Source organism: Flavobacterium galactosidilyticum (genome assembly GCF_020911945.1).
In the GTDB taxonomy this organism is placed as follows: Bacteria; Bacteroidota; Bacteroidia; order Flavobacteriales; family Flavobacteriaceae; genus Flavobacterium; species Flavobacterium galactosidilyticum.
The window spans coordinates 1,340,712-1,365,127 of sequence record NZ_CP087135.1 but is presented as its reverse complement, the minus strand read 5'-3'; the positions used below and the strand labels follow the sequence as shown (position 1 = coordinate 1,365,127).

Below are 24,416 nucleotides of genomic sequence, written 5' to 3'. Positions count from 1 at the left end.
AAAATTAACAGAGGATTAACTAAAATTCAGGATTTTAACAATGCTTTTCTCTACTTGCAGATGCCTTTATTTTGCTTTTTTTATTTGCTTTTCTTGAGCATCAATTACTGCAATTGCAGCCATATTTACCATCTCTTCCACGCTAGCTCCTAATTGAAAGATGTGAACTGGTTTTCCCATTCCTAACATTATAGGTCCAATTGATTCTACCTTATTTAATTCTTTCAATAATTTATAGGTGATGTTTGCCGAATCTAAATTTGGAAAAATTAACGTATTTACTTTTTTACCAGCAAGCTTAGAAAACGGAAATTTATATTTCAATAATTCAGGATTCAGAGCAAAATCAGCTTGAATTTCACCATCAACAATCATATCAGGGTGATTTTTATGCAAATATGCGACTGCCTCTCTAACTTTACTAGCACTTTCGTGAGTTGAAGATCCAAAATTAGAAAATGAGATCATTGCTATTACTGGTTCTACACCAAACATTCTTGCTGTAGTAGCAGTCATGATAGCTATTTTAGCTAAATCATCAGCTGATGGATTAATGTTTATAGCTGTATCTGATAAAAACATTGGCCCACGAGCCGTCATCATCATATTAGCAGTAGCCACTAGAGAAGCTCCTGGAGCTTTATCAATTAACTGCAACATTGGTTTAACCACTGAAGGATAACTTCTCGAATGACCTGTTACTAGCGCATCTGCTTCCCCTTCATTGACCATCATTGCAGCGAAGTAGTTTCTCTCGCGCATTAATTTTTGTGCATCTAAGAAAGAAATACCACGTCTTTTTCTAGAAGACCAGTAAGTATTAGCAAACTTATTTCTTCTACCTTCTTCTTCTTCAGTTTTCGGGTCGATGATTTCAACAGCAGCATCGAAACCGATTTCCTCTTTTAATTCTAAAATAATTTCTTTGTTCCCTAATAAAATTGGAAATCCAATTCCTTCCTCCCAAACAATTTGAGCAGCTTTTAGAACATCTAAATGATCTGCTTCTGCAAAAACGATTTTTTTAGGATCCATTTTAGCTCTGTTTACAATCAAACGAAGCATTTTATTATCATTTCCTAAACGATCCATAAGTTCTTCTTCGTACTTATTCCAATCTGTTATAGGATTTAGTGCCACTCCACTGTCCATTGCCGCTTTGGCAACAGCCGGAGCAACAATAGTAATTAACCTAGGATCAAATGGTTTAGGGATTATATATTCACGACCAAAATTCAGTTTTGTTGCTCCATAAGCCACATTTACCTGCTCTGGTACTGATTCTTTTGTTAGCAAAGCCAATGCTTTAACAGCCGCCATTTTCATAGCTTCATTGATAGTTGTAGCACGAACATCAAGCGCTCCTCTAAAGATATATGGAAATCCTAAAACATTATTAACCTGATTAGGAAAATCAGAACGTCCTGTAGCCATAATTACATCTTTACGTGTTTCAACCGCTAAATTGTAATCAATTTCCGGATTAGGATTAGCCATTGCAAAAACGATTGGATTATCAGCCATTCCTAACAACATTTGTGGCGACATGATATCTCCTGTCGATAATCCTAAGAAAACATCAGCGCCTACTAATGCTTCTTCAAGAGTAATAGGCTCAATGTCCTTCGCATATTTTAATTGTAAATCAGACAGTTTTTGATTATCTTTTGTTAACAACCCTTTGCTATTAAACATTAAAATATTTTCTAGCTTCACACCTAGTAAAATATATAAATCAGCACAGGCAATAGCAGCTGAACCAGCACCTGACACTACTAATTTAACATCCTCCGCTTTTTTATCTGCTAACTCTAATGCATTCAACAAAGCTGCTGAGGAAATAATAGCAGTACCATGCTGATCATCATGCATTACTGGAATATTCAATTCTTCTACTAATCTTCTTTCGATTTCAAAAGATTCCGGTGCTTTAATATCTTCAAGGTTAATTCCACCAAAAGTTGGCGCAATATTTTTAACCGTTTGAATAAATTCTTCGATATCTTTAGTTCCAATTTCGATGTCAAAAACATCAATATCAGCAAAGATTTTAAACAATAATCCTTTTCCTTCCATTACCGGCTTAGAAGCTTCTGGTCCAATATCACCAAGTCCTAAAACTGCCGTTCCGTTAGTGATTACCGCTACCAAGTTTCCTTTAGCAGTATATTTATATACGTTGTTTACGTCTTTTGCAATTTCTAAACAAGGCTCAGCTACACCAGGAGAATAGGCCAAAGACAAATCTCTTTGTGTTGCATATTTCTTAGTTGGAACAACTTGAATTTTACCAGGAGTTGGTTTTGCATGGTATAATAATGCTTCTCTTCTTTTACTATCTTTATTCATGGATTTTAGATTTTATTCGCAATCGCAAAGATAGAAGACTTGCTCTAAAAAGATAACTTTTATACTATTCTTTTACAAAAACTAGGTGATAATTAGCAAATAACAATAAAAATAGCCGCAAAAATTGCAGCTATATTAAAATTTAAGTTATTTGAGTTTACTGTGTAATATATGAATTCAGATGTTGAATAGTATCTTTTTGCATATCAATTATCGCTTTTACAACATCACTAATTGAGATGATTCCAATTACAGTATTATTTTCTAAAACTGGTAAATGACGCACTCTTTTAGTACTCATAAGCTCCATGCAAAAATCTAAATTGTCCAATGGACTTACGGTTACCACATCAGTCTCCATAATTTCATGAACAAAGGCTTTTTTAGAAGACTTAGATTTCAGTACAATTTTGCGAGCATAATCTCGCTCAGACAAAACACCTTTCAATATCGTATCTTCAATAATAAGAATTGCTCCTATGTTTTTCTCACTCATCACTGTTAATGCTTCATATACAGTGTTAGTTGAAAGTATCGAATAAACTTCCTTTCCTTTTGTACTTAAAATTTGATTAACTGTCATAATTACTTCATTTAGTGAATGATAAAGTTAAAAAAAATATAGATAAAAACAATAAAAACATAGATAGAACGAAAATAAATCACGAAACAAATAAATTCCTTTATAAATTCTTTATGTTTTACAATAAAAAAATCACCAATAAAGAATATTGAAATAAATAGAAATATTTCTATCAAGTAAAATAAATTTTACTTGAGAAAATCGATATTGCGTTTTAAACCGTGAAACTTTGCCCTTTTAAGTGGTGATTTTTTAAATACAGTCCTAAATGTTTCCTCAGTAATTTCTATCCAGTCCTTTTTAGACATCGATAACATTTCAGGATTAGGACTAAATAATGGTTCGCTATGTGCTTTTGAAAACCTATTCCACGGACAAACATCCTGACAAATATCACATCCAAAAGCCCAATCATCAAACTTACCTCGCATGTCTGTTGGTATATTTTCTTTCAGCTCTATTGTAAAATAGGAAATACATTTACTGCCATCAACAGTATAAGGAGCCACAATTGCTTCTGTGGGACAGGCGTCAATACATGCAGTACACGACCCACAATGATCTGTAGTCGGATTATCGTACTCTAAGTCTAAATCAATAATGAGCTCAGCTATAAAATAAAAAGAGCCTACTTTTTGGGTGATTAAATTACTGCTTTTACCAATCCACCCCAATCCACTCTTAGCGGCCCAAGCTCTATCTAAAACGGGAGCTGAATCCACAAACGCACGACCAGACACCTCACCAATATTTGATTGAATTGAAAATAAAAACTCCTTCAGTTTGTCTTTGATAACAAAATGGTAATCCTCCCCATAAGCGTATTTAGAAATTTTAAAGGATTCCGAGTTTTGTACTTCCTCTGGATAATAATTTAACAAAAGTGAAACTACGCTTTTAGCATCATCAACAAGCAATGTTGGATTTAGCCGCATATCAAAATGATTCTCCATATAGGACATTTGCCCGTTTCGATTATTGTTTAACCAATTTTCTAAACGTGGTGCTTCATCTTCTAAAAAACCAGCCTTAGATATCCCACAAGACAAAAAACCGAGACGCTTAGCCTCGGATTTGATGAATTGAGTATATTGAGATTTTAAAATGATTACCGTATTTATAGGATAAATATAAAAATTAAAAGCAGCAATTAAAATCTGATAAAGCAAAAAGCTCGACCTATTTTAAAAAACAATATTTTAAAACAAACCACCTTGAATATTAGAATTAATCTTTCCTAAATGTTTATAAGCTTTCTCAGTAACTTCGCGACCTCTGGGAGTGCGCATAATAAAACCTTCCTGTATCAAAAAGGGCTCATAAACTTCCTCAATAGTTTCACTACTTTCAGAAACAGCTGTTGCTAAAGTGGACAAACCAACTGGACCTCCTTTGAACTTTTCAATAATTGTGGTTAAGATTTTATTGTCCATTTCATCCAGACCAAAAGCATCGACATTTAAAGCTTTTAAAGCATAACGAGCAATTTCAATATCAATAGTTCCATTTCCCTTAATTTGCGCAAAATCACGAACACGACGCAATAACGCATTAGCAATACGGGGTGTACCGCGACTTCTACCAGCAATTTCAATAGCAGCTTCCATTGATATAGGCATTTTAAAGATAGAAGCACTTCGTTCTACGATTGCTGTAAGCAATTCAGTTGTATAATATTGCAGACGTGAAGCTATCCCAAAACGGGCACGCATTGGAGCAGTAAGCAACCCCGATCTGGTAGTAGCGCCTATTAATGTAAATGGATTGAGATTGATTTGCACAGTCCTCGCATTTGGTCCAGACTCGATCATTATGTCAATCTTAAAATCTTCCATTGCAGAATATAAATACTCTTCTACAATAGGACTTAAACGATGTATTTCATCAATAAATAAAACATCGCGCTCTTCAAGATTAGTTAGCAAACCTGCTAAGTCCCCGGGCTTATCAAGTACTGGTCCTGAAGAGATCTTTATACCTACTTGCAATTCATTAGCAAGTATATTAGCTAATGTAGTTTTACCTAAACCTGGAGGACCGTGAAAAAGAGTATGATCAAGCGCTTCATTCCTCTGATTAGCCGCTTGAACAAATATTTTTAAATTTTCTAATACTTGATCTTGACCTGCAAAATCATCAAAAGAAAGTGGTCTTAATTTTTTTTCAAGATCAAGTTCTTCCGCATTGTATCCGTTTGATGTTGGATCTAAATTTTCATTCATATAGCAAAGATAGAATAAAGTTACATGTAAAAAAAAATGCCTTTCAGAATAGAAAGGCATTTTAAATATTTAAAGAAACTAGTGATGTAAAACTTCTTCACCTGGTTTCATTGGTACATTTTGAGGTACAAAATCTTCATCATGGTTAGGATTGCTATAATCGTAAGGCCATCTATGAACTTCTGGAATCTCACCAGGCCAGTTTCCATGAATGTGTTCTACTGGAGCAGTCCATTCAAGAGTATTCGATTTCCAAGGGTTTTGAACCGCTTTTTTACCGAAGAATATACTACTGAAAAAGTTATATAAGAAAACCAATTGAAAAACGCCACCAATCAAAGCAAAAGTAGTAATAAGTACATTCACATTCTGTAAATCATCAAATAAAGGGAAACTTGTATTTGTGTAATAACGTCTAGGTAAACCAGCTAATCCAATAAAGTGCATTGGGAAAAATACTCCGTAAGCACAAATAGCAGTAACCCAAAAGTGAATATAGCCTAAATTCTTATTCATCATTCTTCCGTACAATCTAGGGAACCAGTGGTAAACTCCAGCAAACATTCCATAAAGTGCAGAAATACCCATTACTAAGTGAAAGTGAGCTACAACAAAGTAAGTATCATGTACATTAATATCTAATGTACTATCTCCTAATATAATTCCAGTTAAACCACCACTAATAAATGTAGAAACCATACCAATAGAAAACAACATAGCTGGATTCAATTGTAAATTTCCTTTCCATAATGTAGTAATCCAGTTAAATGCTTTAACAGCCGATGGAATCGCAATTAATAAGGTTGTAAAAGTAAATACAGATCCTAAAAATGGATTCATTCCTGATACAAACATATGATGCCCCCATACTATTGTTGATAAAAATGCAATAGCTAAAACAGACATAATCATTGCTCTGTATCCAAAGATTGGCTTACGAGAACCCGTCGCTAAAACTTCAGAAACAATACCCATTGCAGGTAAAATAACAATATATACTTCAGGATGCCCTAAGAACCAGAATAAGTGTTCAAATAAAACAGGAGATCCACCTTGATAATGCAAAACTTCACCAGCAATATAGATGTCTGACAAGAAGAAAGAAGTTCCAAAACTTCTATCGAAAATTAAAAGTAACGCAGCAGATAATAAAACTGGAAATGAAACTACTCCAATAATTGCAGTTACAAAGAATGTCCATATTGTCAATGGCAATCTTGTCATAGACATTCCTTTAGTTCTTAAATTAATTACAGTAACAATGTAGTTTAATGAACCTAATAATGAAGAAGCAATAAATATTGCCATCGAAATCAACCACAATGTCATACCTGCACCAGAACCTGGAATTGCCTGTGGCAATGCACTTAATGGCGGATATATAGTCCATCCTGATGAAGCTGGACCCGCCTCAACAAATAATGATGATAACATAATTACAGCTGACAAAAAGAACAACCAGTAAGACACCATGTTCATAAAGCCTGACGCCATATCTCGAGCACCAATTTGAAATGGAATTAATAAATTACTAAATGTTCCACTCAAACCAGCAGTTAAAACAAAGAATACCATTATTGTACCATGTATAGTAACAAGGGCCAAATAAATATCATTAGCCATAACTCCACCTGGAGCAAATTTATCACCTAAAAGTAAATTAAAAATTTTAAATGATTCTTCTGGCCATGCTAGTTGCATTCTAAACAGAAGTGACATTAGTACTCCAATAACTCCCATGATAATACCTGTAATCAAGTATTGCTTAGAAATCATTTTATGATCAGTACTAAAGATATATTTAGTAATAAAAGTTTCTTTATGGTGGTGTTCGTGTTCGTGATCCATTGCGTGATCGTGACCTTCTGCTGACATATATGTTTACTTTAAATTTTCTTATTTATATTATTTCATCGCCATTTTAACAACAGCCGTGGTATCACCACCTTTAGTAGAATCGACCTTCACGTCACCATCAACTGGAGCTGAAGCAGCAGCGCTAGCTTCTTTAACTTGAGTAACTAAAAGCGCTTGTTCACTGATCCATTTTTTATAATCCTCAGGAGTATCGACAATAACTTTCATTTGCATGTTGTAGTGAGATGCACCACATATTTTGTTACAAAGTAAAAGGTAATCAAAAGTATACGGATCTAAAGCTGTCTCACCTTTTGCCACTAACTCCGCACTCTTCTTAACTCTTAGATCGTTAATGTGAGCTACTTTTTCAATCATATAAGGTAACTCTCTGTATTCTGCAGTAGTATAAACCGGAGTAAAAGCAAATTCAGTTACCATTCCGGGCACTACGTTCATTTGAGCTCTAAAATGAGGAAAGTAAGCTGAGTGTAAAACATCTTGAGATCTCATTTTAAAATGAACTTTTTTTCCTTTAGGAATGTGTAATTCAGTTACAACGATGTCATCTTGAGAGTACGGGTCAGCCATATCAACACCAAGACTATTAACTCCTTCAATCAATCTTACGTTAGCTTTACCTAATACATTATCTTCACCTGCATATCTTGCTTTCCAGTTAAATTGCTGTGCATACAACTCAATAACAATTGTATCTTCGTCTTCATCAACAAACATAATGTTTGTCCAAGCATATAAACCATATAAAATTAAACCTGCTAAAACCACTGCTGGAATTACGCTCCACACTGCTTCTAACTTATTGTTATCAGCAAAATACAATGCTTTCTGATCTTTTTTACCTCTGTATTTGAAAGCAAAATAATGCAATAACACTTGAGTAATAGCTTGTACTATAAAAATAAGAATCCAAGTAATATTCATCAGATTATCAACTTCTGCACCATGTTCAGATGCTGGAGTATGAAGCACTAATGGGCCCCACTTAAATAAACCATATATCGTAAAGATATATAGAAATGCGATAAAGGCGAACATGATATAACCTTGTACATTATTATCATCATCAGTCGCAACTTCTGATTTATCTACATTGGATCCAACTTGCGTTAGGTCGAATATTTTAGTCAATTGCCATAGAGCAACAGCTAATAAAACTAAAACTATAATTACCAACAAACTTGTCATCTGTTATCTTCTTTAAATATTAATAATGGAAATGTTTACTTTCGTCAATGAAAGGATTTCTTTTCGGTAACAAAGGAGCTTTTGTTAATGCTGTAAAAACAACATAAATAAACAATCCAAGGAAGAAAAGAACTGATGCAATCTCTGAAACACCAATGAACCACTGATCACCAACTGTTCCTGGCATAATCATAAGGAAGAAATCAAGATAGTGTCCCATCAATATAACTATTCCTGCCATAACTAAAACCCACGTAATTCTTTTGAAATCAGTATTAATTAAAATTAATAAAGGAAATACAAAGTTCATTACTACCGCAGCAAAGAAAGGAAGGTTATACACTTCAATTCTAGTAATAAAATAAGTTACTTCTTCAGGAATGTTAGCATACCATATTAACACGAATTGTGAGAACCATAAGTACGTCCAGAAAACACTAAAACCAAACATAAATTTAGCTAAATCATGTATGTGACTCGTATTTACAAATTCTAATACTCCTTTAGATTTCAAGTATAATGTAACTAAAGCAATTGTAGTTATAGCACTAACAAAGAAACTTGAGAAAACATACCACCCGAATAATGTACTAAACCAGTGTGGGTCAATAGACATAATCCAATCCCAAGACATTATAGATTCAGTTACAATAAAGAATACAAGAAATATTGCCGAAATATTAAAGTTCTTTTTATAATTACTATTATCATTAGATTCATCTTGCGCTAAACAATTTTTTCTAGTGTAATAATTGTAAAGATTCCAACCAATCAGAAATATAGCAGCTCTAATAATCCAAAAAGGAAAATTTAAATAACCTGATTTATTTGCAATTAATTTATCAGTGGCAACCACTTCAGGATCTAACCAAACAAATAAGTGATTAAGATGAAGACCTGATAGCACTAAGAAAATAAAAAATATTACAGATCCAACAGGTAAATAAGCAGTAATACCTTGCATAACTCTAAACAAAACAGGAGACCATCCTGCTTGAGATACGTACTGAATAGCATAAAACGCTAATACACCAAGAGAAATTAACATAAAGAAGATACATGCTACATAAAATGCCGACCACGGCTTATTTTGCAACTGATGTAAAACATGATTCAAATGTTCAGCGTGAGCTTCCTCTTCACTAACTACATGACTTTCTTTTTTTACAATCGGTTGTGCACTAATTGGCTCTATTTGTACTTCTTCTGTGACTTTAGTAGTGTCTTCGGTAGTTAAAACTGCTACAGCAGCATCTCCTTTAATCACATCGGTATCAACGGCGGTAGCTTCGTGAGAAGCTTCAGTAGGCATCGAAGCTTCATGTGCTGCCTCACCATGTCCACCATGACTTTGCGCGGCAAGAATTTTTTCAACTTCTTGAATATCCTTTGGTGCAGTATAAAAACCATATCCAATTCCTAATAAACCTAAGGCCATTAAGATAAAAGAGAATGTTTTTAATTTACTTGAAAATGTATACATATCTATTACGATCAGTTTGTTCAACAATTATAATTCGCTTTTTAGTTTTAGAACATAGTCAGCAACTAACCAACGTTCTTGTGGATTCAATTGATTCGCATGCGAACCCATTGAGTTTAATCCGTAAGTTATAACGTGATAAATACTACCCGCAGTTATAACTCTATCAGCATAGCTAGGAACCCCTAAGAACTTCTCTTTCTCTACCAATTTACCTTTACCATTACCAGAAGACCCGTGACAAGTCATACAATAAATCTCGTATAACTCTTTACCTTTCTCTGGGTTTGTAGTTAAAGAATCAAGAGGAGATTTAAGATTAGCTTTAGCTAACTCATAACCTGCAGTAGAATTTTCGTATTCAAAAGGCTCAAAACCTCTATTTATTGATCCTTCAGCTGGAAGCTGACCTTCTTTACCATCTTTAAATGCATCCGACTCAGAGTAAGTTTCATAACCCACAGATTCGTACATATTTGGAAAATATTGATAGTTTGGTGCCGATGTATTATGGCAAGATGAAACTAAAATAGTTATACCAAATAAAAGTGTTATTTTATATACGCTTTTCATATCTAATTTAATGCTTATCTATTACTTTAACTTCTACAGCTCCCGTGTTTTGAAAGAAAGATACCATCTCCTCCTCATTACCCTTTATTGCAACTTCCATTAAGAAATGGTCATCTGTAGTTCTAACATCAGGATTTTCAGCTTCTTTGAATGGCCATAATCTACTTCTCATATAAAAAGTAATAACCATTAAGTGAGCAGCAAAAAATACTGTAAGCTCAAACATAATTGGAACAAAAGAAGGCATGTTCTCAATATAGCTAAAACTTGGCTTTCCACCAATATCTTGTGGCCAATCTTGTATCATGATATAATTCATCATCCAAACTGCAAATGATAAACCAATACATCCATAAATGAATGAACAAATAGCTAATCTAGTTGGCGCAAGCCCCATTGCCTTGTCCAAACCGTGCACTGGGAATGGGCAAAAAACTTCCTCAATATGGTGATGAGCTGCTCTGGTTTTTTTTACCGCATCCATCAAAATATCATCGTCATTATAAAATGCGTAAATTACTTTATTACTCATGGTGTGAATCTTTATTTGCTTCTCTTTCTCTTTTATAATTATCTCCTGTTCCCTTTAAAATCGTTTTAACCTCCGCTTGAGCAATCACAGGGAAAGTTCTAGCATATAATAAAAACAGTACAAAGAAGAAACCTATTGTTCCTATGAAAGTTCCAATATCAACAAATGTCGGTGAGAACATTGTCCATGAAGATGGTAAATAATCTCTATGTAACGAAGTTACGATAATTACAAATCTCTCAAACCACATTCCGATGTTTACAACTATCGAAATTATAAATGAAAACATAATACTTGTTCTTAATTTCTTAAACCACATGAACTGAGGAGAAAAAACATTACAAGTCATCATTGACCAATAAGCCCACCAGTAAGGTCCTGTTGCTCTATTAAGGAAAGCATATTGTTCATACTCTACTCCTGAATACCATGCAACAAATAATTCAGTGATATACGCAACACCTACTATAGATCCGGTAATCATGATTACAATATTCATCAATTCAATATGTTGAACCGTGATGTAAGCTTCAAGATTAGAAACTTTTCTCATAATAATAAGCAAGGTATTAACCATCGCAAATCCTGAGAAAACTGCTCCAGCAACAAAGTAAGGAGGGAAAATAGTAGTATGCCAACCTGGAATTACTGAAGTAGCAAAGTCCATCGATACAATAGTATGAACCGAAAGTACAAGTGGAGTAGCTAAACCTGCAAGCACTAAAGATACTTCTTCAAAACGTTGCCAGTCTTTTGCTCTACCGCTCCAACCAAAACTTAATATCGAATATACTCTTTTGTTAAACGGAGTTATAGCTCTATCACGTAACATTGCAAAATCAGGTAACAAACCAGTCCACCAGAAAACTAATGATACTGAAAGGTATGTAGAAATCGCAAATACATCCCAAAGTAAAGGTGAGTTAAAGTTTACCCATAACGAACCAAATTGATTCGGAATTGGTAATACCCAATACGCTAACCATGGACGACCCATGTGTATAATAGGGAACAAACCTGCTTGAATAACTGAGAAAATTGTCATTGCTTCTGCAGAACGGTTAATCGCCATTCTCCAACGTTGACGGAAAAGTAATAATACTGCAGAAATTAACGTTCCTGCGTGACCGATACCAACCCACCAAACGAAATTGGTAATATCCCAAGCCCATCCAACAGTTTTATTCAGTCCCCATGTACCAATACCCGTAGAGACGGTGTATATAATACAGCCTAATCCCCAAAGGAAGGCTATTAATGCGATTGAAAATACAATCCACCATTGTTTGTTTGCTTTCCCTTCAACAGGTGCAGCTACATCTACAGTTACATCGTGATACGTTTTATCACCTATAACTAAGGGTTTTCTAATGGTTGCTTCGTAGTGAGACGACATAATCCTTTATATTGATTCTTAATTAATTTATTTTGTACTAGGTATTTCTAACTTTAACGTGATAAATCACATTTGGTTTTGTTCCAACATGCTCTAATAAATGATACATTCTATCGTCAGCTGCTAATTTAGTAATTTCAGCTTCAGAATCATTTACGTCGCCAAATTTCATTGCTCCATTAGAACAAGCATTTGAACATGCAGTTTGGAATTCACCATCAACAATGACCCTTCCTTCTCTTTTAGCTTTCAAAATTGTTGCTTGTGTCATTTGGATACACATAGAACATTTTTCCATAACTCCGCGAGAACGAACATTAACATCTGGATTTAAAACCATACGTCCTAGATCATCATTCATATTATAATCGAATTCACTGTTTTTGTTATACAAGAACCAGTTAAAACGACGTACTTTATAAGGACAGTTATTAGCGCAATAACGAGTACCAACACATCTATTATAAGCCATTTGGTTTTGACCTTGACGACCGTGAGATGTAGCCGCTACAGGACAAACAGTTTCACAAGGCGCATGGTTACAGTGCTGACACATTACAGGCTGGAAAGAAACTTGAGGATTATCATGAGCCTCTTCCATTTCATTAAAAGTAGACAATGAACTTGACAAACCTGCTATATTTTCTTTTCTTTCATTATCTCCTGCAAAAGTGCTCTCAGAAGAATAATATCTGTCAATACGCAACCAGTGCATATCACGACTTCTTCTTACTTCTGACTTACCAACAACCGGAACGTTATTTTCAGCGTGACAAGCTATTACACAAGCACCACATCCAGTACAAGCATTTAAGTCAATAGATAAATTGAAATGGTGACCAGTAGAACGATCGAATGAACCCCATAAATCTACAGTTGTAGCTTCAACTTGTTTATGATCCAATGAAACCATTGGTTGTGGATTCCATTCCTTAGCGTCTTTAGTATTAAAAATCTCTAAAGATGTTTCTTTAATAATATCACCTCTTCCCATTAATGTTTTTTGTCCTTGAACAGAAGCAAACTCATGTTCTCCTCCAGCTTTAGCCAAAGTTATAGACTGTACATTATTGAAACCTTTATATAGAGAGTAAGCATTTACACCTACCATCATTTCTTCTTTAAGCGCAGCTTTACGACCGTAACCTACAGCTAAACCAACAGTTCCTACTGCTTGTCCTGGCTGAACGATTACCGGAACATTTTCTAATTTCAAACCATCTGCTGTAGTAATTGTGGCATAACTTCCGTTCAAACCACCATTAGCAACGATTTCATTATGAAGTTCATATTTCTTAGCATCAGCATTAGAAACAGTTACGTAGTTATCCCAAGAAACTCTAGTGATAGGATCTGGGAATTCTTGCAACCAAGGATTGTTAGCTTGCTGCCCATCACCCATACCGGTTTTAGTATACAATACTAATTCTAATCCTTGTACCCCTTTTGACTGTGCTAGCGCATTAGCAGCACCACTAAAATCAGCTGAACCACCAGAAAGAGTTGAAGAAGCACCAACATATAATCCGTCATGTAATACTTTATTCCAAGTAGAACCAGTAATTATAGACGAAGCATTTAATTTGATATAATCATAAAAAGTACCCGCTTGACCTGTCAAAGACATTAAAACATCTTGAAACTGTTTTGTAATAAAAAGCGGGCGTATTGTAGGCTGTGTAATACTATAAGTACCTTTAGTAATACTTAAATCATTCCACGATTCCAAATAATGAGGAACAGCAGCAGCAATAGTACTAACTAAAGCCGTTTCATCTTCCTTTAAAGAAAAAGAAACAGAAGTTTTAACTTTTTTAAGTCCCTCTACAAAAGAATTAGTGTCTGCCAAAGTATAAACAGGATTAACACCACTCATAATCAAAGTATGAACGCTACCCGCTTTCATATCTGCAATTAATTGAGCAACATTTGCGTTAGATCCTTTTCTAATTTGTCTAACTCCTGACGTAGTGAAAGCCTCACTTGCTAACATTTGGTTAATACCTAAAACTAACAATTGTGCGTTTTTATCTTGAATACCAGATACTAATAAACCTTTAGATCCAGCAGCTTTCAATTGTTGTGCAGCTTTAGTTACTTCTGCTTTATAGGCAGCATCTAAGCTCACACCTACAGAAGAACCAGTTACGACATTATATATATGAACTAATGCTTGTTTTTGATTAGCAGTTGACATTGCAACACGCTTATCAGCTGCAGCACCAGACAAAGTCATATTAGACTCTAATTGAAAATGACGAGACATCATTCCAGCTTTAGGAATTCTACCTTTAACATATCCGGAATCATAACCACCACCTTGCCAATCGCCAAGAAAATCAGCTCCAACAGAAACAATTAATGATGCTTTAGAAAAGTCATAGTCAACTAAACCTCTTTCTCCATAAACTGCTTCAAAAGCATCTAATGCCTCAGATTCAGAAACTGCATCGTAAACAACATGCTTAGCGTTTGCCGTTTTAGATAAAAAGTCAGCAATAAGCTTCTCAGTTGACGGGCTAGCTAAAGTATTTGTCAAAAGTACAACTTGCCCACCTTTTGCAGCAGCATCAGCTATACTAGATTTAATTTGAGCATCAACAGTAGACCAGTTAGCAGCTTTTCCTCCAATTTTAGGCTCCTTCAAACGCATACTATCATATAACGACAATATAGACGCATGAATTCTTGCATTAGCACTAAACTTAGCCCCAGCAATAGTATTATTATCTATTTTAATAGGACGACCTTCGCGAGTTTTTACTAATAAGTTAGCAAAATCAAATCCGTCAAAAACGGAAGTTGCATAATAATCAGCAACTCCAGGAATAATTTGCTCTGGCTGAAGAACGTAAGGTATTGATTTGTTTACAGGACCCTCGCAAGCCGCAAGCGTTGCCGCTGCAGTACTAAAACCAACGTACTTTAAAAAATCACGACGTGATGTTGAAGATGATGACAATGCATCGCTATTTCCTAAAAACTCATCAGTAGGAATCTCTTCAACAAATTCGTTATTTTTAAGCGCCTCAACAATAGAACTATTTTGGTCTAGTTCCTCAACACTTTTCCAGTATTTTTTGTTTGATGACATATTTAAATATTAAAATCTTAATAATTTGATTAATAATGGCATTTACCACATTCTAAACCTCCCATTTGAGCAGCAGTCAATTTCTCAACTCCGTATTTTTTAGAAAGCTCAGCGTGAATTTTAGTGTAATATTCATTCCCTTCCATCTTCACTTCTGTCTTTCTATGACAATCAATACACCAACCCATAGTCAATGGAGCAAATTGTTTTTGAATTTCATACTCTTGAACTGGACCGTGACAAGTTTGACATTCGATTCCAGCAACAGTTACGTGTTGAGAGTGATTAAAATAAACAAAATCAGGTAAATTATGAATACGAACCCACTTTACAGGCTCCGTTTTACCAGTGTAAGTTTGAGTTTCTGAATCCCAACCTACAGCAGTATATAATTTTTGGATTTGCTCATCGTAGAATGCTTTGCTGTACTCTGGAGTTGCAGTAGTTTCAGCAACCTCTCCTATGTTTTTATGACAGTTCATACAAACATTCAGCGAAGGAATCCCTGCATTTTTACTTACTCTAGCAGCAGAGTGACAATATTTACAGTTCACCTCGTTATCACCAGCGTGAATTCTGTGTGAAAAGTGAATTGGCTGAATAGGCGCATAATCTTTATCTACACCAATTTGCATTAAGAAACCATATACAAAATAAGCACTAGCAAGAAGCAAAAAGATTGCAGTAACTAAAACTAAAAATTGATTTTTAGCAAAAGCTTTCCATATAGGAGTTGTTGGCGTTTTCGGCGCAACTTCAATTCCATTAACTTTAGCAACTTTAGATAAAACTTTGTTTACCAAAAATAGCATCACAACCAAAACAATCATAACAAGTGCTAATGCACCTAAAATAATATTGTTCGACACACCACTATCTGAAGGAGCAGTTCCAGGAACAGCTTCAACACCTGGAGCAGGAGCAGCAGCTTCAGCTTTAGGCTCTGATGTATAAGCTAATATATCATCAATATCAGTATCTGATAATTGTGGAAAAGCAGACATTACTGCCTTATTGTTTTCATTAAATACTTTAACCGCCTGAGCGTCTCCAGATTTAATTAATTCAGAACTGTTTCTAATCCATTTGTAAAGCCACGGAGTATCATACTTGTCAGCCACACCTCTTAGCGCAGGACCAGTAGCTTTAGCATCCATTTTGTGACATGCAGCACAATTTGCATTAAACAATTCTTTACCTTTTAAAGCATCTCCACCACTAGTTGCAGCAGGCGCCGCAGCATCATCAGTAGCTGCAGGAGCAGCATCTTGAGCGAATGAAGTTAAAGAAAAAATTAGCGATAAGGCCAAGCCTAAAAATAATTTCCTTGCGATCGAATTATGGTTACCCACCTTTTTCATATTATATAATGATTATCTAATAAAAATTGGCACAGTTTTTTCTAATTGATTTATAAAAACTAGTCCTTTATTTTAAAACTTCGACAAAAATACGACTTAAGAACTATTCTCAAAACCTTAAAATAGTCTTAATTTCAATTTATATCAATTCTAAATAACTTTTACCGTTCGGCATCAATGTTAAAATATTATTTTTACACAAAAACAATCACATTATGAGAATTTTAGCCACTAAGAAAGCTTTCTTTATCACCTTAACTGTTTGCATTCCTTGTTTATTTGCCAATGCACAAACATCAAATATAACTGTAAAACAAGACTCTAAATTCGAACAATTACTAAATGAGAAGAGAAAAAGTAATATTTCGAATAGTATAAATGACAGATATCAAATTCAAATTTACAGTGGCGAAAGTGAAAAGGCAAAAACCATCTTAAATGAATTTAGACAAGAATTTAAAGATACTGACGGAACAATCTTTTTTTTCACACCTAATTACAAAGTATGGGTTGGAAATTATAAATCGCGTATAGAGGCAGAACGAAATTTAATTGAATTTAGAAAAAGATACAGCAACGTTCATTTGATAAAACCAAAGAATTAGATTACTTATTTAAGCAGAGAAAACCACTGTAAAAAGTGGTTTTTTCTTGTCAAATAGTTTTTTCAGCAGAAAGCTTAATGAATATTAGGTAACATAATACCAAAATGCAACTTGTCACTGGCTGGGCTATCAATGATACTATACAATTGCGAATTTTTATAAAATAGAAGACAACATTCCTTTTACAAACCTCCTTGATCAAGTTGTTAAAAAAATATTTTTAGTTACAACAAAAGTACTAATACCGGCCATTTTATCACTTCATTCGTCAAAGACTTTGAAGGCAATTTCCCGGTTAGATCTTCTTTAAGTCTATCAATACGAATTTTAAGATGACTTTTATCCAAGGGAAAAATGTAAAATTTCGTCGCTTACCCAACCACTAAAATTTATAGTTGCATCATGCAGATCCTATATTGAATTAAATCCATTGCATTCAAATAATTTACCACTCTTTACCTCGATTCTACTACAGCCGACTTTCGTTTCTGCTAAGCTCCAAAAGGTATAAAATTTTACCTAAGAGTTCTTCCATATTTAATTACTCTATGTTAAATAGCGAAGTATTAGAAAAGAACCACTGTATTTTAAACTCAAATTCGGTCGAAAAGGCAACTGTTCCCTTTTACAAAATTCGTTACAAAAGCTTCTACTATCTTCTCATTACTTTAAGAAATACTATTTAATATTCATCCTACTCTTGCAAGTAACACAACGCTATAGGTACTAACTTCGCACGCTGGGAGTAGTTTATGTGAGAAATCAATAGCTTTATATGTTTCAAATAGAATAGCATGTCGGCTAAATAAAAACAAAATCTATTTTAAAAAAATATTTGGCTTTCTCTTACTAAAATTACAATCTAAATAAGAGGAAAAACCGTCCCTATAATGAACAAGTCAAGCAAATAATTTAATATTTTGAAGTCTTTGTATTGGAAGTTAAGTACTAAGAATGCTTGATAATTTCATTACTATTTCTTCTGAACAAATAGTAACAAAAACAGAGACATAAAATAAAAGTGTTTGCTCCACTTTGCACCCGTATGGAATCACTTAATATTTTTATTTTAGTACATAGACAAACACCATTTGCAATTGTTATTTTGTTGAGTATATAGAAAGTGGAAATCCCCACAATTAACAAAAAAAATGATGGTCATTCTGCTTAATAATTTCCGTATTCCAGCGGCGTACTTTGTACAATTAGTAATCAAAAAACAACACTTTTATTTTAGACTTTTTTTTTCGAGTCATAAATTTACACTCTCAACAAATTGAAATAAGCTTTATTTTAAAACACAAAAAATCCCGACGAATCGGGATTTTTAACTTTATATATGTAAAATACTATTTCAATTTCTTTTTAATAGCAACTTCATGATACGACTCAATAATATCTCTCTCTTCAATATCATTATATCCTTTTATTTGGATACCACAATCATATCCTTTAGCTACATCTTTTACATCATCCTTGAAACGTTTTAACGCTAACAACTCACCTGTAAAGACAACAACTCCTTCTCTGATAATACGCATTTTAGCATTTTTGACAATTTTGCCATCCATAACCATACAACCCGCAATTGAACCCACTTTAGAAATTTTGAATATCTCTCTAATCTCAGCTGTACCCAGAACTTCTTCTTTCATTTCAGGAGCTAACATTCCTTCCATTGCATCTTTCAAGTCATCAATAGCAGCATAAATAATAGAGTAATAACGGATATCGATTTCTTCTTTATCAGCTAATTGTCTTGCATTTCCAGCAGGACGAACATTAAATCCAATAATAATTGCATCAGAAGCGGAAGCTAACATTACGTCAGTTTCTGTAATTGCACCAACACCTTTGTGTATAATGTTGATTTGGATTTCTTCAGTAGATAATTTAGAGAATGAATCAGATAATGCTTCAACTGATCCATCAACATCTCCTTTAAGGATAATGTTCAATTCTTTAAATTGACCTAATGCAATTCTACGTCCAATTTCATCTAACGTAATATGACGTTGTGTACGTACTGATTGCTCACGCATTAATTGAGAACGTTTAGATGCAATTTGTTTTGCTTCTTTTTCTTCTTCAAACACATTGAACTTATCACCAGCGGTAGCCGCTCCATCAAGACCTAAAACTGAAACCGGAGTTGAAGGACCTGCAACAGTTACAATATTTCCTCTTTCGTCATGCATAGCTTTAATTTTACCATGATGCTTACCAGCCAACATATAATCTCCTACTTTCAAAGTTCCGTTTTGTACTAAAATCGTAGAAACATATCCTTTCCCTTTATCAAGAAAAGCTTCAACTACGGTACCAGAAGCTGCTTTGTTTGGATTTGATTTCAAATCTAAAAGCTCTGCTTCTAATAATACTTTTTCTAATAATTCTTTAACACCTGTTCCTACTTTCGCAGAAATATCATGTGATTGAATTTTACCACCCCAATCTTCAACAAGTAAATTCATACCTGCTAATTTCTCTTTTATTTTCTCTACATTAGAGTTAGGCTTATCAATTTTGTTGATAGCGAAAATAATAGGAACATTAGCTGCTTGCGCGTGGCTAATTGCTTCTTTTGTTTGCGGCATGATATCATCATCAGCAGCAATTACAATAATAGCAATATCTGTAACTTGAGCTCCACGTGCACGCATGGCTGTAAACGCTTCGTGACCAGGAGTATCTAAGAATGCTATTTTTTGTCCGTTATCTAATGTTACTCCGTACGCACCAATATGCTGTGTAATTCCTCCAGACTCACCTGCAATTACGTTTTCCTTACGGATATAATCCAGTAAAGATGTTTTACCATGATCGACGTGCCCCATAACTGTTACAATAGGCGCTCTAAAAACTAGATCTTCTTCTTTGTCTTCTACAACTTGTATCGCTTCTTCAATATCTACAGTAATAAACTCAACTTCATAACCAAATTCATCAGCTACAATAGTTAAAGTTTCTGCATCAAGACGCTGGTTCATGGTAACCATGATTCCAAGTGACATACACGTTCCAATAACTTTAGTAATTGGAACATCCATCATGATTGCAATTTCACCTACTGTTACGAATTCAGTAACCTTAATAGTTTTACTTCCTTCATCGATAGCTCTTTGCTCATCATCAGATTTCTGACGGTGCGTATCTCTTTTATCTCTTCTATATTTAGCAGCTTTAGATTTTCCACCTTTACCTTGTAGCTTCTCTAAAGTCTCTCTAATTTGATTTTTAACTTCTTCTTCTGTTGGCTCAACTTTGGCAACAATTGCAGGCCTATTTCCTTTAACAAATCCTGGTCTTGCACTTCTATTCGCATTGAATCCACCGCCTCCTACATTAGGAGTAATCTTGTTAGGATTTGGCGCACCAGGAACTCCTGGTGTTGCAGGTGGTCTAGGAGCACCTGGCTTAGGAGCAATCCTTTTGCGTTTATTCTTATTTGCATTTGCAGCAGCAGATCCTGGAGCTCCCGGTTTATTTGGAGTAATCTTAGGCTCTTCTTTTTTCTTCTTTGGTTTATTAAATTGAGATAAATCAATTATTTGACCTGTTAAAGTAGTCCCTGACAACTTTTGATATTGCGTAGTGATTGTTTCATCAACTGGCGCTTCATCCGTTTTAACTACTTCAGTTTTTGCAGCTACTTTTGGTTCAGCAGGAACTTCCGATACTGTTTCCGCTTTCACTTCTTTAATACCTACAATAGGTTTTTCTACTTTTTTATCTGAAACAACTTTTTCTTCTAAAGGTTGTTCTTGCGCAGGTTTTTCAGCAGGTACTTCAGTAACAGTTGGTTTTACTTCAGCAACTTTAGCTACTGGAATTTCCACTTTTTCTACCGCTTTAACCGGCGAAATAATAGTCGCTTTCTTAGGATTAAGGTCAATTTTACCCACTTGAACTGGACCTGATATAACTGCTTTCGCTTTTATAACTTCCTGTTGTTTAAGGCGATCTTCTTCAGCTCTACGTTTGTCCTCAATTTCTTTCTCACGTTCTAAACGCAAAGCCTCTTTCTCTTTTCTTTTTTCTTCCCCTACTTCTTTAGAAGCTTCTTTATTCCCTTTGTCGCCTGCAAACTCACCGCACAAGACTTTGTATACTTCATCAGAAATTTTTGTGTTTGGATTTGACTCAACAGCAATCCCCTTATCTTTTAGATAATCCACAGCTCTTTCCAAAGAAATATTCAATTCCCTTAAAACTTTGTTTATTCTAATAATTCTCTCTTCAGACATAAAACCTTTTTATTATTATCTTTTTTGTTATTCCTCGCTTTACTCCCAACTCGATACCTACCGAGCAAGAATTTATTGTAAAGCGGCATGGTTATCGTTGAAGAATTAGTGACTAACTGTCAAATTCCTCTTTCAATATTCTCATTACATCTAGAATTGTTTCCTCTTCTAGGTCTGTTCTTCTCACTAAATCGTCTACATCTTGTTTCAAAATACTCTTTGCAGTATCTAAACCAATTTTTGCAAACTCTTCAATAACCCAGCCTTCAATTTCATCTGAAAACTCAGTTAATTCAACATCATCCTCATCAGCAGTTGCACCAGCAACATCACCTTCGCGAATAACGTCTAATTCATAACCAGTCAATAAACCAGCTAATTTAATATTATGCCCACCACGACCAATAGCTTTTGAAACCTCTTCAAGCTTCAAGAAAACTTCTGCTCTTTTAGTTTCCTCGTTAATTTTGATCGAAGAAACTTTAGCTGGACTCAATGCTCTAGTAATAAACAATTGAATATTACTAGTATAATTGATAACATCTATATTTTCATTTCCTAATTCACGAACGATACCGTGAATACGAGAACCTTTCATTCCCACACATGCACCTACTGGGTCAATTCGATCATCATAAGAATCTACGGCTACTTTTGCTTTTTCACCAGGAATTCTTACTACTTTCTTAACCATTATCAAACCGTCATAAACCTCAGGAATTTCTTGCTCAAACAATTTTTCTAAAAACTTCTCAGAAGTTCTAGACATAATAATTTGCGGTTTATTTCCTTTTAATTCAACGCTTTCAATAATTCCTCTAACATTATCTCCCTTGCGAAAAAAGTCAGAAGGAATTTGTTTTTCTTTAGGCAAAACGATCTCATTACCTTCATCATCAACTAAAATAACAACTCTAGGACGCACATGGTGTACTTCAGCAGTATAAATATCGCCAATTAAATCTTTAAATTGCTTGTAAAGATTTGTATTGTCGTGTTCATGAATTTTTGAAATTAAATTTTGGCGCAAAGCTAAAATTGCTCTTCTTCCCAAGTCAATTAATTTAACTTCTTCAGAAACCTCTTCACCGATTTCAAAATCAGGCTCAATTTTTCTAGCTTCCGTTAAAGTAATCTCAAGGTGATCAAAATCTAGGTCTTCATCAGCAACGATTACCCTTCTTTGCCATATCTCCATATCTCCTTTATCAGGATTTATAATGATATCGAAATTATCATCTGATCCGTATTTTTTTTTCAAGGCATTTCTAAATACATCTTCTAAAATTGCCATAAGCGTTACACGATCAATAAGTTTATCATCTTTAAACTCAGAGAATGAATCGATTAATGCTAAGTTTTCCATGCGAATTCTTTAATTAAAATGTTACTGTAACAATTGCTTCTTTTATATTTCCATAAGGTAGTTTAAGTTCTTTTTGAACCGTTTCCTTCCCTTTTCCTATCTTCTTAGGTTCTCTTGCTTCCCACGACAAAATTACAAAATCATCAGTAGCTTCCACTAATTCTGCTTCAATTGTTTCTGTTCCAGTCTTAACAATTAATGTTCTCCCTACATTTTTTTTATACTGTCTTACTAACTTCAATGGCGACCCAACCCCTACTGAAGCGACTTCCAATGAGTAATCTTGTTCTTCACGATCCAAGTGTGCATCCATATAACGACTCACATCAATACAATCCTGAAGCGCGACTCCCTCATCACCATCTACATTCACGATAACCTTGAAAGCATCAGTGATTACTAGCTCTATCAAAAAAATCGATGGCTTTTCTAAAAGGCATTCTGCTAATACTGTACTTACTTTTTCTTTAAATGTCATACTTTTTATAAAAAGAGGGGACATATTAGTCCCCTCATTATCTAGATTTTAATAAATAACGGTGCAAATATAGTGTTTTTTTTTATAAACTAAAATAAACGAATGCTGTAAAATAATTTGTTACCTTTATTAGCAGTCAAAACAACGATATTTACGACAATTTAACACCTGCTAATTATGAAACGTATATTAGTTCCGATGGATTTTTCTGAATATGCTGAAAATGCATTAAAAGCAGCTGCTATTTTTGCTAAAAAAAATAACGCTGAAATATTTTTACTGCATTTATTAGAACTACCTGGCCAGATGAACGACGCAATGACAACAGGAAGTAGTGTTCCCGAGGTGATGCTGTTTATAAATAAAGCAAATGACTTACTTCAAAAAACGACAGAACAACCCTATCTAGAGGGAATCACAGTAAGTACATCAGTGCAATTCGAAAAAGCTTTTAACGGTATTATGTCATTTACTAAAAGTAATAAAATCGACTTAATAGTAATGGGGTCACACGGAACTTCAGGCATTGAAGAACTATTAATAGGTTCAAATGCCGAGAAAGTTGTACGACTATCTGAGATACCAGTACTGATTCTAAAAAAAAATATAAATGAGTTGCATTTCGAAAACTTTGTATTCGCTTCCGATTTTTCAGAGGAAACAAAACAGCCGTTTGAAAAAATGATTGAATTTGCTGAAATTTTTAGCGCTAAACTATTTTTAGTTATGATCTCTACACCCAATAGCTTCAAAAACACAATTGATGCTGAAAAAAAAATGAAAAAATTTGTAAAAAATTTCGAGATTCAGAATTACACCTTAAATATTTTCAATGATACCAATATAGAAAATGGAATCATTAATTTTTCTAAAAAAGTAAATGCGGATCTAATTGGACTTTGCACACATGGTAGAACTGGGTTAGCTCACTTTTTTAATGGAAGCATTAGCGAAGACCTAGTAAATCACGCAACAAAACCCGTTATTACTTTCAAAATTTAATTTTCTTAAATTACAATCTGCAAAAAGAAAATCGTATCACTTAAGATTTACTCCATAAA

The 24,416-nt window shown here is 34.3% G+C and carries 17 protein-coding genes; 2 read left to right on the top strand and 15 right to left on the bottom strand.

What is annotated here, in order from left to right:
* Positions 1-66 precede the first annotated feature (66 nt).
* The 12 genes from LNP27_RS05915 to LNP27_RS05860 all read right to left on the bottom strand — a co-directional run bounded on the left by LNP27_RS05915 (position 67) and on the right by LNP27_RS05860 (position 16,659).
* A complete protein-coding gene (locus tag LNP27_RS05915) occupies positions 67-2,349 on the bottom strand; it encodes an NADP-dependent malic enzyme (RefSeq protein ID WP_229943681.1) in 2,283 nt (760 codons plus the stop codon).
* Positions 2,350-2,506: 157 nt separating this feature from the next.
* Positions 2,507-2,932, bottom strand: a complete 426-nt coding sequence (locus LNP27_RS05910; protein WP_229943680.1) for a CBS domain-containing protein — start codon at positions 2,930-2,932, stop codon at positions 2,507-2,509.
* Positions 2,933-3,120: 188 nt separating this feature from the next.
* The gene (gene queG / locus LNP27_RS05905) at positions 3,121-4,041 is read right to left on the bottom strand and encodes a tRNA epoxyqueuosine(34) reductase QueG (RefSeq protein ID WP_229944040.1); all 921 of its coding nucleotides are present in this window, start codon (positions 4,039-4,041) and stop codon (positions 3,121-3,123) included.
* Positions 4,042-4,131: 90 nt separating this feature from the next.
* The gene (gene ruvB, locus LNP27_RS05900) at positions 4,132-5,154 is read right to left on the bottom strand and encodes a Holliday junction branch migration DNA helicase RuvB (RefSeq protein ID WP_229943679.1); all 1,023 of its coding nucleotides are present in this window, start codon (positions 5,152-5,154) and stop codon (positions 4,132-4,134) included.
* 78 nt (positions 5,155-5,232) lie between these two features.
* Positions 5,233-7,029: a cytochrome c oxidase subunit I gene (locus LNP27_RS05895; protein WP_229943678.1), complete on the bottom strand. Its 1,797-nt coding sequence runs from the start codon at positions 7,027-7,029 to the stop codon at positions 5,233-5,235.
* Positions 7,030-7,059: 30 nt separating this feature from the next.
* The gene (locus LNP27_RS05890) at positions 7,060-8,220 is read right to left on the bottom strand and encodes a cytochrome c oxidase subunit II (protein ID WP_229943677.1); all 1,161 of its coding nucleotides are present in this window, start codon (positions 8,218-8,220) and stop codon (positions 7,060-7,062) included.
* A 19-nt stretch (positions 8,221-8,239) separates the two neighbouring features.
* Positions 8,240-9,703, bottom strand: a complete 1,464-nt coding sequence (locus tag LNP27_RS05885; RefSeq protein ID WP_229943676.1) for a cation-translocating P-type ATPase — start codon at positions 9,701-9,703, stop codon at positions 8,240-8,242.
* Positions 9,704-9,730: 27 nt separating this feature from the next.
* The gene (locus LNP27_RS05880; protein WP_229943675.1) at positions 9,731-10,276 is read right to left on the bottom strand and encodes a c-type cytochrome; all 546 of its coding nucleotides are present in this window, start codon (positions 10,274-10,276) and stop codon (positions 9,731-9,733) included.
* A 7-nt stretch (positions 10,277-10,283) separates the two neighbouring features.
* The gene (locus tag LNP27_RS05875; protein WP_229943674.1) at positions 10,284-10,808 is read right to left on the bottom strand and encodes a DUF3341 domain-containing protein; all 525 of its coding nucleotides are present in this window, start codon (positions 10,806-10,808) and stop codon (positions 10,284-10,286) included.
* Positions 10,801-12,204, bottom strand: a complete 1,404-nt coding sequence (nrfD, locus tag LNP27_RS05870) for an NrfD/PsrC family molybdoenzyme membrane anchor subunit (protein ID WP_229943673.1) — start codon at positions 12,202-12,204, stop codon at positions 10,801-10,803. The genes LNP27_RS05875 and nrfD overlap by 8 nt, the downstream gene beginning before the upstream one ends.
* Before the next feature lie 37 nt (positions 12,205-12,241).
* Positions 12,242-15,298, bottom strand: a complete 3,057-nt coding sequence (locus LNP27_RS05865) for a TAT-variant-translocated molybdopterin oxidoreductase (RefSeq protein WP_229943672.1) — start codon at positions 15,296-15,298, stop codon at positions 12,242-12,244.
* Positions 15,299-15,327: 29 nt separating this feature from the next.
* Positions 15,328-16,659 (bottom strand): c-type cytochrome, encoded by a 1,332-nt coding sequence (locus LNP27_RS05860; protein WP_229943671.1) that lies wholly within the window; start codon positions 16,657-16,659, stop codon positions 15,328-15,330.
* A 215-nt stretch (positions 16,660-16,874) separates the two neighbouring features.
* Between LNP27_RS05860 and LNP27_RS05855 the strand changes: the two genes are divergently transcribed.
* A complete protein-coding gene (locus LNP27_RS05855) occupies positions 16,875-17,264 on the top strand; it encodes an SPOR domain-containing protein (protein WP_229943670.1) in 390 nt (129 codons plus the stop codon).
* Positions 17,265-18,613: 1,349 nt separating this feature from the next.
* Here the strand turns inward: LNP27_RS05855 and infB are convergent.
* The 3 genes from infB to rimP all read right to left on the bottom strand — a co-directional run bounded on the left by infB (position 18,614) and on the right by rimP (position 23,355).
* Positions 18,614-21,511 (bottom strand): translation initiation factor IF-2, encoded by a 2,898-nt coding sequence (gene infB / locus LNP27_RS05850; RefSeq protein WP_229943669.1) that lies wholly within the window; start codon positions 21,509-21,511, stop codon positions 18,614-18,616.
* Between the two features lie 112 nt (positions 21,512-21,623).
* A complete protein-coding gene (gene nusA / locus LNP27_RS05845) occupies positions 21,624-22,877 on the bottom strand; it encodes a transcription termination factor NusA (protein WP_229943668.1) in 1,254 nt (417 codons plus the stop codon).
* Positions 22,878-22,890: 13 nt separating this feature from the next.
* On the bottom strand, positions 22,891-23,355 hold the full coding sequence (gene rimP / locus LNP27_RS05840) for a ribosome assembly cofactor RimP (RefSeq protein ID WP_229943667.1): 465 nt from the start codon (positions 23,353-23,355) through the stop codon (positions 22,891-22,893).
* Between the two features lie 177 nt (positions 23,356-23,532).
* Between rimP and LNP27_RS05835 the strand changes: the two genes are divergently transcribed.
* Positions 23,533-24,357 (top strand): universal stress protein, encoded by an 825-nt coding sequence (locus LNP27_RS05835; protein WP_229943666.1) that lies wholly within the window; start codon positions 23,533-23,535, stop codon positions 24,355-24,357.
* Positions 24,358-24,416: the final 59 nt, after the last annotated feature.

Coding starts and splice junctions, on each gene's coding strand:
- LNP27_RS05915 (WP_229943681.1), bottom strand. CDS start 2,349: ATGAATAAAGATAGTAAAAGAAGAGAAGCATTATTATACCATGCAAAA.
- LNP27_RS05910 (WP_229943680.1), bottom strand. CDS start 2,932: ATGACAGTTAATCAAATTTTAAGTACAAAAGGAAAGGAAGTTTATTCG.
- ruvB (WP_229943679.1), bottom strand. CDS start 5,154: ATGAATGAAAATTTAGATCCAACATCAAACGGATACAATGCGGAAGAA.
- LNP27_RS05895 (WP_229943678.1), bottom strand. CDS start 7,029: ATGTCAGCAGAAGGTCACGATCACGCAATGGATCACGAACACGAACAC.
- LNP27_RS05890 (WP_229943677.1), bottom strand. CDS start 8,220: ATGACAAGTTTGTTGGTAATTATAGTTTTAGTTTTATTAGCTGTTGCT.
- LNP27_RS05885 (WP_229943676.1), bottom strand. CDS start 9,703: ATGTATACATTTTCAAGTAAATTAAAAACATTCTCTTTTATCTTAATG.
- LNP27_RS05880 (WP_229943675.1), bottom strand. CDS start 10,276: ATGAAAAGCGTATATAAAATAACACTTTTATTTGGTATAACTATTTTA.
- LNP27_RS05875 (WP_229943674.1), bottom strand. CDS start 10,808: ATGAGTAATAAAGTAATTTACGCATTTTATAATGACGATGATATTTTG.
- nrfD (WP_229943673.1), bottom strand. CDS start 12,204: ATGTCGTCTCACTACGAAGCAACCATTAGAAAACCCTTAGTTATAGGT.
- LNP27_RS05865 (WP_229943672.1), bottom strand. CDS start 15,298: ATGTCATCAAACAAAAAATACTGGAAAAGTGTTGAGGAACTAGACCAA.
- LNP27_RS05860 (WP_229943671.1), bottom strand. CDS start 16,659: ATGAAAAAGGTGGGTAACCATAATTCGATCGCAAGGAAATTATTTTTA.
- LNP27_RS05855 (WP_229943670.1), top strand. CDS start 16,875: ATGAGAATTTTAGCCACTAAGAAAGCTTTCTTTATCACCTTAACTGTT.
- infB (WP_229943669.1), bottom strand. CDS start 21,511: ATGTCTGAAGAGAGAATTATTAGAATAAACAAAGTTTTAAGGGAATTG.
- nusA (WP_229943668.1), bottom strand. CDS start 22,877: ATGGAAAACTTAGCATTAATCGATTCATTCTCTGAGTTTAAAGATGAT.
- rimP (WP_229943667.1), bottom strand. CDS start 23,355: ATGACATTTAAAGAAAAAGTAAGTACAGTATTAGCAGAATGCCTTTTA.
- LNP27_RS05835 (WP_229943666.1), top strand. CDS start 23,533: ATGAAACGTATATTAGTTCCGATGGATTTTTCTGAATATGCTGAAAAT.